This is a genomic window from Streptomyces sp. NPDC102258, from assembly GCF_055584685.1.
On sequence record NZ_JBVJLO010000055.1, the window covers coordinates 1 to 7279 of the forward strand.

Consider the following 7279-nt stretch of genomic DNA (forward strand, 5'->3'; position numbering starts at 1 on the left):
CCGTCATCACCAAGGCTGTCCTCACTCTGGAGAGGCAACGCTGAAAACGCTCAGTTACCGTGACGACCACACGGGCTATGGGGGCAAGAGCTATGGTGCTTCCCCTTTGTGCCGGCTGAGTCCAGCCTTTGGTTCCGTCGAACACAGCGGGCACCGCGAGCCGGGGCACGGCCGTTGGCACGCTTGCGTCGCTCGACGGGGGACGAGGGTCATGCTCGTTGTCAACCTTTGGACCCCCGCCTCCTCCGCAGCCTCCCAGCACACAGACCAGCATTACGGCGGCCACGCTCTTCATTCTTCGATGCACCAATCCACCCTCTTCCTCTGTATGGTGCCCATTCGCACCGTGGTGAGCGCCGTGGCGTCGCCCGTGCTCAATGCCAGTGCCTCATCGCCCACGGCCGGGGCGAGAAGCTTGCTGACTGCACCCAGCTCCCATCCATCGTCCATTTTGAGGTTGGGACACTTGTCCACTGCGGTCCTTAAACCGCTGAGTACCTCATGCGCTTGTCCGCCCGAGTCGTAAGCGTCGAGGTAGATGTGATATCAGTCCTCGCGGTGGCTGCCGAAGTCGTACATCTCCTGTCCTGTCCTGGCCCGTCGGGCGACCTGGGGATGCGTGCTGTAGATGTCGGCGATGGGCTGGCAGCTCGGCACGTCCGCCTTCGCTGCTTTGCCTGCCCGTTCCATCGCACGCCCTACGCCTGTGAGTTCGTAGTCGTTGGGGAGATCCACTCGGCTGAGCGAGGCGAGCCGGAGGCCCTGGGCGGTCAGGGCCTTCGGTGGCGGCCCGGGCACCCCGCCACCGCTGCTCGTCGCCTCACTGCACGTCGAGATGAGAGCAAGGAGGCAGGCGGCGAGCGCAACCCCTGCACCTCGGAGACGGACGTATTCATAAACCCCTCCAGAGTGACGAGCAGTCAGGCGCGCACCAGCGCGAAGGTCAGTAGAAGGAGAACCAGTCTCAGCAGGAGAAGGCCGGTAACCACTGTTCCGATGATGAGCAGTGGGCTGCGTGCACGGCGCAGGAGGCGGATGCCGCACCAGAGTCCGTAAGCGGCCAGGGCACTGGAGATGAGCAGGAACAGGAGACTGCCAGCCGGTCCGGCCCCCCGCAGGAGAAAGAGGATGGTGTAGCCCAGGAGAGCCTGCGGGAGCCCTAGAAGCCACACTTTCCTCACCTCTGCCGGTTCCGGGGTGGCCGGGAGCGGGGGCGGGGGCGGGGGAGCGGTGGGGGGCCTGGGGGGCATGGCCGGCGGTGGCGGGCCTGCGGTGATGTCGTAGGAGGGGTTGTGTGTCGTGGGGGCGGGGAGCGGCTCAAGGGCTGCCCGCAGCCGTTCGGCGAACTTGGGGTTTGTCCGCAATTCATCGGCGATCACGGAACCGACGATGCCCGCTGATCCCTCACCGGGCTGGTCATGCAGGCGGGCGAGGGCAGAAGCCCCCAGAGCGCTCCTTCCGAGCTGGCCCCATATCAGTGCGCGAACCGCTGCAGTCTGCTCCGCCGGGGCCGAGGTGCCTTCGATCAGTACCCTGACCGCTGCAGCGGATAACTCTGAAGCCTGCATTTCGGACCCTTCCAGTGCATCAGTTGGGGTGAGAACGCATGGCGTGGGCCGTTACGGGAGCCGTTACTCACAGACTGTCAGGTACGGCTCAACCCGGGAACAGGGCGGTACGGCGATGGCCAACGGACAAGGTCCGCTGTCGCAGGGAAGCTGTGGCGTGGCAGCGTGTGCCCCGCGGCTCGGCGCACCGTCGGAACCGGGCGTTCGGCACGTACTTCTCGTCCGTGACGGATCGGCCCCGTAACTCGGGACCGCGTCCGGGTGGCTCGTGGTGGAGGCCGGAGGTGAGGCGACGGGCAGTGGCGGCGAGATCCGAAGCCGTGAAGCCGGCGGTGCTGCTGCTCCTCGGTGAGCCGGCGGGAGCCCGAGCCGGAGATGGAGCGGGCAAGCCGTAGGGGCCTGGGCAAGCCGCCGTGAGGGTGGCTTGCCCAGGCCTTCGGTTACGGGCCGTCTCATCGCGGACGCAGGACGTCGGGGACGAGCGCGGTCTCATCCGTTCCGCTGTGCTGACTGTGCGACGGCGGCACTGTCGTACACACGCATCCACGCTCCGCGGACCTGCCGTCCGCGAGCTGTCCGGCATTGCGCCGGACCGGACGGCGGCCGGACCGATTATCCAGAGATCCGATCGCCGTTGAGCCAGGTCCTGTCGAGGTCGCGGAACATGGGCATCACGTGGAGCCCGATGGTGTCCGCCGCCATGTCGTCCCGCCCGAGGGGGCAGGGGCCGCGCCGGCAGAGCGGGATCCTTCTACCCTCATTCCGGCAACGGCACCGGCGGCCTCGGCAATCGCACAGGCACCAACTGGTAGGCCCACCATGTCGAACGGCTGCGACATCGAACGGCGGCTAGGTTATTTCGTTGACCCAGTCAGGGCACCTGTCACGGGGCTGGTTCTTGCAAAACGCGGTGATCACGCCGATCTTCTCGCCGGGATCGACACCGTAGGCCCGGTCAAGGGTCCGGGAGCCATACTGGACGATCACGACGATCTGTACACTTTTCCTACCGGTGACCACATAGCCGAGGTATGTGTGGCGAGCGCCGTCCTTGCTGTCGACCTTGCCTCGAAGGGCCGCTTCGATGGGTTTGCAGGTCCGAATATTGTGCCTCGTGGTGAAGTGCTTCCACCCGAGGTCGCTGTTGCCGATTCGGGTCGGGATGACCCCGAATTCAGGATTCGTCGCCTTGCACTTGATGCTGGGGTTCCAGTACTTCGCTGTTTGGGCCGGGCTGGGAGTGCCAGCAGGAGGGGCGGCGGCACCGCCCGGCAGCTCGGGGCCCCTTGCACCCTCTTAGTCTTCGGGATCGCTTGCGAGAGTCCAGTTGGTGCCCTTGCCGGTCCATTGGTAGACGGCGCTGCGGTCGGGGGAGAGGCCGTAGAGATGGGTGTCGCTGACGGCGAAGGTGGCGCCGGGGCCGCCGATCTCGGTCCATTGGTCGGGGGTGCCGTCGTACCGGGAGATGTTGCCGGTCGCGCGGTCGGTGGCGAAGAGGCCTGCTCCGCCGGCGTAGATGTTCTGGGCCGGCCCGCCGATCCGGCTCCACTTGGTGCCGTGGCCGCTCCATTCGTAGACGGCCAAGTGGTCCGGGGAGATGGCGTAGAGATGGTCGTGGCCTGAGGCGAACGTGGCGCCGGGGCCGCCGATCTCGGTCCAGTGGTTGGGCTTGCCGTCGTATTTGTAGATGTTGCCGGTGACGGGGTTCGTGGCGAAGAGGCCGGCTCCGCCGGCGTAGATGTTCTTCGCCGGGCCGCCGATCACGGTCCAGTCCTCGCCGTCCCACTGCACTATGGCGCCGGAGACAAGTTGGTAGAGGTGGTCACCGGTGACGGCAAAGCTGCCGCCCGCCTCGATGATCGGCCCCCAGGCCCCGGTCTCCTCGTTGTACTTGCTGAGCTGCGTGTTTGTGTCGGGGCGGGTGATGAACACTCCCGCGCGTCCTGCGTACACAGCGCCGGCGGGGCCGCTGATCTGCTCCCACTGGCTGCCGCGGCGGCGCCACAGCGCACTGTGGTCGGGGGTCAGGGTGTAGAGGTCGTCCTTGGCGGTGACGGCCATGGAGAGGGCTGCATCACCGGCTCCGACCGGCTCGGACTCCTCCTCCTCTTCCCGCCTGTCCTGATCTGCGGCCGGGGTCTCATTCACAGGGTCAGGAGCGGTGGGGGGCGGTGCCTGCTCCGTCGGCTGCAGTGGTGACGGGGGCGAGACGGGAGCCGAAGGTGCGCCGAGGTCGGTCGAGTCAGTGCCCTGGCCGCTCCATTGGCGGACGCTGTTGCCGTCGGGTGCGAGCCCGTAGAGGTGGGTGCTGCTGACGGTGAAGGACTTGCCCGGTTCGCCGGCCTGTGCCCATTGTTCGGGCTGCCCGTTGTAGTGGTGGATCTTCTGGTCGCCACTGGTGGCGAAGAGGCCTGCGCCGCCGGCGTAGAGCTTGTCCGCCGGTCCGCCGATTTTGGTCCACTCGGTGCCGGTGCCGGTGCTGGTCCATTCGTAGACGGCGTCGCGTTCGGGGCTCAGGCCGTAGAGGTGGTCGCCGGTGACGGCGAACTCGGCGCCGGGGTTGCCGGTCTCGGCCCACTGCTCGGGTGCGCCGCCGTACTTGTAGATCTTGCCGGTGTCGCGGTTGGTGGCGAAGAGGCCAGCGCCGCCGGCGTAGAGCTTGTCCGCCGGTCCACCGACCTTGACCCAGTCGGTGCCGTGCCCGCTCCAGCGGTAGACGGCGCTCTGGTCGGCGGCCAGTGCGAACAGCTGATCGTCGCCGGTGGCAGCCACGGACCCCAGAGATACGGGTGCGGCCGGTGCTGCGGGGGTATCGGCGGCCGCTGCGGGGGCGGTGGAGATCAGCCCTGCGGTCAGGGCGCCGACGACCAGGATGCTGATCCGCCTGACGAGCGTGGGCCGGGCACCCGGTCGGGTCCGGGCGCGGTTTCGGGACAAAAGCTTGGCCACAGAATGCTCCTTGGGCAGGGGGCTGTGTTGTGTTGCCTGGAGGTGCTGCTGGTGCCGGCTGGCACCTGACTGGTGCCGTGGGGCGGGGTCAGAGCCAGGTCTGGGCGGGTGAGCCGTCGCAGTCGCGCTGGTAGGCCACGGCTCCGTTGCCGGGGGTCTTCGCGCTGATCTCCAGGCACTTGCCGGAGTTGGCGTTGACGAGGTTCCAGCCGCCGCCCTTGGCAGGCTGCTGGCGCCAGTTCTGGGTGGCGGAGCCGTTGCAGGCCCACTGGTTGGCGTTGGCGCCGTTGTGGAGGGCGTCGGCCCTCACTTCCAGGCACAGCCCGGAGTTGGCGTTGGTGAGAACGCCGCTCCCGCCGGGCTTGGAGCTGGTCCACTGCTGGGTGGCGGACTTGTTGCACTCCCACTGGCTGGCGAGGTCGCCGTCGGCGGTGGTGTCACCGCGGATCTCCAGGCACTTCCTGGACACCGCGTTCACCCACGTCCTGCGCGGGTTGGGGGTCCGGCCGTCGCTGGGGACTGGAGCCGAGGCGATGGGCCCGTGTTCGGAGCGGGCGGGGCCGGGGGTCTGTCCGGCCTTCTCAGCCGGAGCGGCCGCGGCAGGGCTGGGGGAATCGGTGATGTTCTTGTAACGCAGTGCGGTGTAGGAGGGTGGGGTGCCCGGCGAGGGTGGGGGAGTGGATGCTGCCCTCGGCCTTGTTGGTGGGGCGGGAGCGGCTGCTCTGCTGATAGAACGTGAAGGTGCCCTTGGCGTGATCAGTCCAGCCGCCGAAAACCAACGCGTGCTCGCTGGAGTTGAGGACGTCCCCTGGCTTGAGGTCCGCGACGTCGATCCGGTCGGCGACGAACGGCAGGGAGTGGGTGCTCAGGCTGGACTTCAGCTGCCAGGCCATCGAGACGAATCCCGAGCAGTCCTGGCGGTAATGGCCACCGGTGGCCTCGTCGGCCCACCAGCTGAAGGGGGACCTCAGTCCGTTCGCGCGGTAGGGGACCGCAGCCTCGACCCAGGCCTGTGCCCGCTTGATCACCTGCTCACGGGTGACGCTCTCTCCCGCAGCGGCGCCGGCCCCGAGGGTACCGGTGGAGGTAACCGGGGCGCTCTCGGACTGGGTGCTGGCGGCATGGGCGGGCAGCACGGCGATGACGGTGACGGCGAGGCCGCCGGCCAGCAGTACGCCCAGGCGGCGCAGCACGATCGCGGTTCGGCTGACGGGGTGCGGGGAACCATCGCGGTTCCTTGAGAGAGGTCGGGTCACGGGATGCTCCAGGGTTTGTCTGGTAAGTGCTGGAGACCCACGGTGTGACCTGGTCTGATTGTCCATCAACGATGAAAGTGCGCCGTCGCAGCTCCAGGGCTTGCAGGTGGCGGACAACGCGGACAACTCTCGGGGGAGTACCAGGGTGGCGAAGGCCGGCCGTCCGCAAGGCGGCTTCAAGGGGAAGACCGAGCAGGCGAACGAGATGGCGGCATTCCTGCGCGACCTGACCCGCAACTCCACGGTCCGGGAACTCGCCGAGCGCTACCGCATCAGCAAGACCAGCTGGGGCGAGTACCGCTCAGGCAGCAAGATCCTCCCCTGGCATCTGCTGGAGCGGGCCGTCCTGGACCGGGTACACGATTCCCGCGGCCGGGCCGAACTTCTGGCCAGAGCCCGCCGCCTCCACGCTGCCGCCCTCGAGGCAGAGCAGGTGCAGCGGCCCGCGCCCGCCGCGGCGGCAGCCCGGGCCCAGCGGCAGGCAGAGGAGGACCTCGCACACGCCGAACGCCTCACCCAGGCCCTTCTGCAGATCGCCGCCGCACTGCAGAACACCTCACCCGCGCACCCAGACCCCGTACATGCCCCCGGCGACGCCTCAAGTCCGCAGGCCGGCCCGGCCGGCACCACCAGTCCGGCCAGGCTGATCGCCGGGCAGCACCTCGAACAGGCGCAGGTGCACCTCGACCGCCTTCAGCAGATCCAGAAAGCGGCCCAGCAGGCGCAGGCCGCTGCCCACCACCAGTACGTTCAGGCCTTCGAGGAACAGACCCCGCAGGAGAACACCACCGCAGCCAGTCCCCAGGACACCGCTACCGCCAACCTGCCGGCAGTAGGAGCCGCTGACGTACAGGCCCAGGTCGCCCGGGTCCACCGTGACGTCGAAGAGGCCCACCGGCAAGTCGCCACTTTATGGGGACAGGTCAGGGGGGAGCCGATGGCATCGCCCGTTGTCCGCGGAGAGGTCCTGGGCCGGGCGGACAATTACCTGACCAGCGGCTCTGTCGATGCCAGGCCCGCCAGACGCCGTCCACGCCGACTGGGTACGGCCCTCGCCGCGCTCGCCACGGTCGTGGCCGCAACCAGCGCCACAGCGGCCACGATGCTCTACCTGCGCCCGGCCCCCCACGCCCAAGCCACACCCCCGCCCGCACAGGCTCCGGTGCCACACAGCCTCTCCGCCACCGCCACAGCCACCGCCACGGCTTCCTCCACGCCTATCCCTTCGCCCTCGGGCAGCACTACGCCGCCCAGCTCGGGCGTCAGCGAAACGCGTGATCCGAGCCAGGCCGCTTCCCCCGCTCCGACCCCTCACGCGCCTGCCCCCGGTACCAGTGCAGCCCCGCCCGAAGAGAAACACCCCACTCCACAGCGGCCGGTGCAGCCGGGCCCGCGCCCATGGGTCAACATCAACTCCGGCATGTGCCTGGAAGTCCGGCGGGACTCGACTGAGTAGCTGTTGTCGTTCCGATCTTGAGGGGTGTGTGTCGAACGGGAGTCTCGATC

6 protein-coding genes are annotated in these 7279 nt (G+C 68.3%); 1 reads left to right on the top strand and 5 read right to left on the bottom strand.

All coding sequences use genetic code 11. The annotated features are described in order from the left end of the window. Positions 1-546: 546 nt before the first annotated feature. The 5 genes from ACZ6ZT_RS34910 to ACZ6ZT_RS34930 all read right to left on the bottom strand — a co-directional run bounded on the left by ACZ6ZT_RS34910 (position 547) and on the right by ACZ6ZT_RS34930 (position 5773). Positions 547-690 (bottom strand): hypothetical protein, encoded by a 144-nt coding sequence (locus ACZ6ZT_RS34910; protein ID WP_469724466.1) that lies wholly within the window; start codon positions 688-690, stop codon positions 547-549. A gap of 230 nt (positions 691-920) precedes the next feature. Next, positions 921-1379 carry a hypothetical protein gene (locus ACZ6ZT_RS34915; RefSeq protein WP_469724467.1) on the bottom strand — a complete coding sequence of 153 codons (459 nt, stop codon included), beginning with the start codon at positions 1377-1379 and terminating at the stop codon, positions 921-923. A 1485-nt stretch (positions 1380-2864) separates the two neighbouring features. Continuing rightward, the gene (locus tag ACZ6ZT_RS34920) at positions 2865-4340 is read right to left on the bottom strand and encodes a hypothetical protein (protein WP_469724468.1); all 1476 of its coding nucleotides are present in this window, start codon (positions 4338-4340) and stop codon (positions 2865-2867) included. A gap of 265 nt (positions 4341-4605) precedes the next feature. After that, entirely contained in the window at positions 4606-4986 is a 381-nt protein-coding gene (locus ACZ6ZT_RS34925; protein WP_469724469.1) for an RICIN domain-containing protein, read from the bottom strand. Positions 4987-5098: 112 nt separating this feature from the next. Beyond that, positions 5099-5773, bottom strand: a complete 675-nt coding sequence (locus ACZ6ZT_RS34930) for an NlpC/P60 family protein (RefSeq protein ID WP_469724471.1) — start codon at positions 5771-5773, stop codon at positions 5099-5101. Positions 5774-5918: 145 nt separating this feature from the next. Here ACZ6ZT_RS34930 and ACZ6ZT_RS34935 point away from each other — a divergent pair, with 145 nt between their 5' ends. Next, complete coding sequence (locus ACZ6ZT_RS34935; protein WP_469724472.1) at positions 5919-7229, top strand: hypothetical protein; 1311 nt, start codon at positions 5919-5921, stop codon at positions 7227-7229. The last annotated feature ends 50 nt before the right edge of the window (positions 7230-7279 follow it).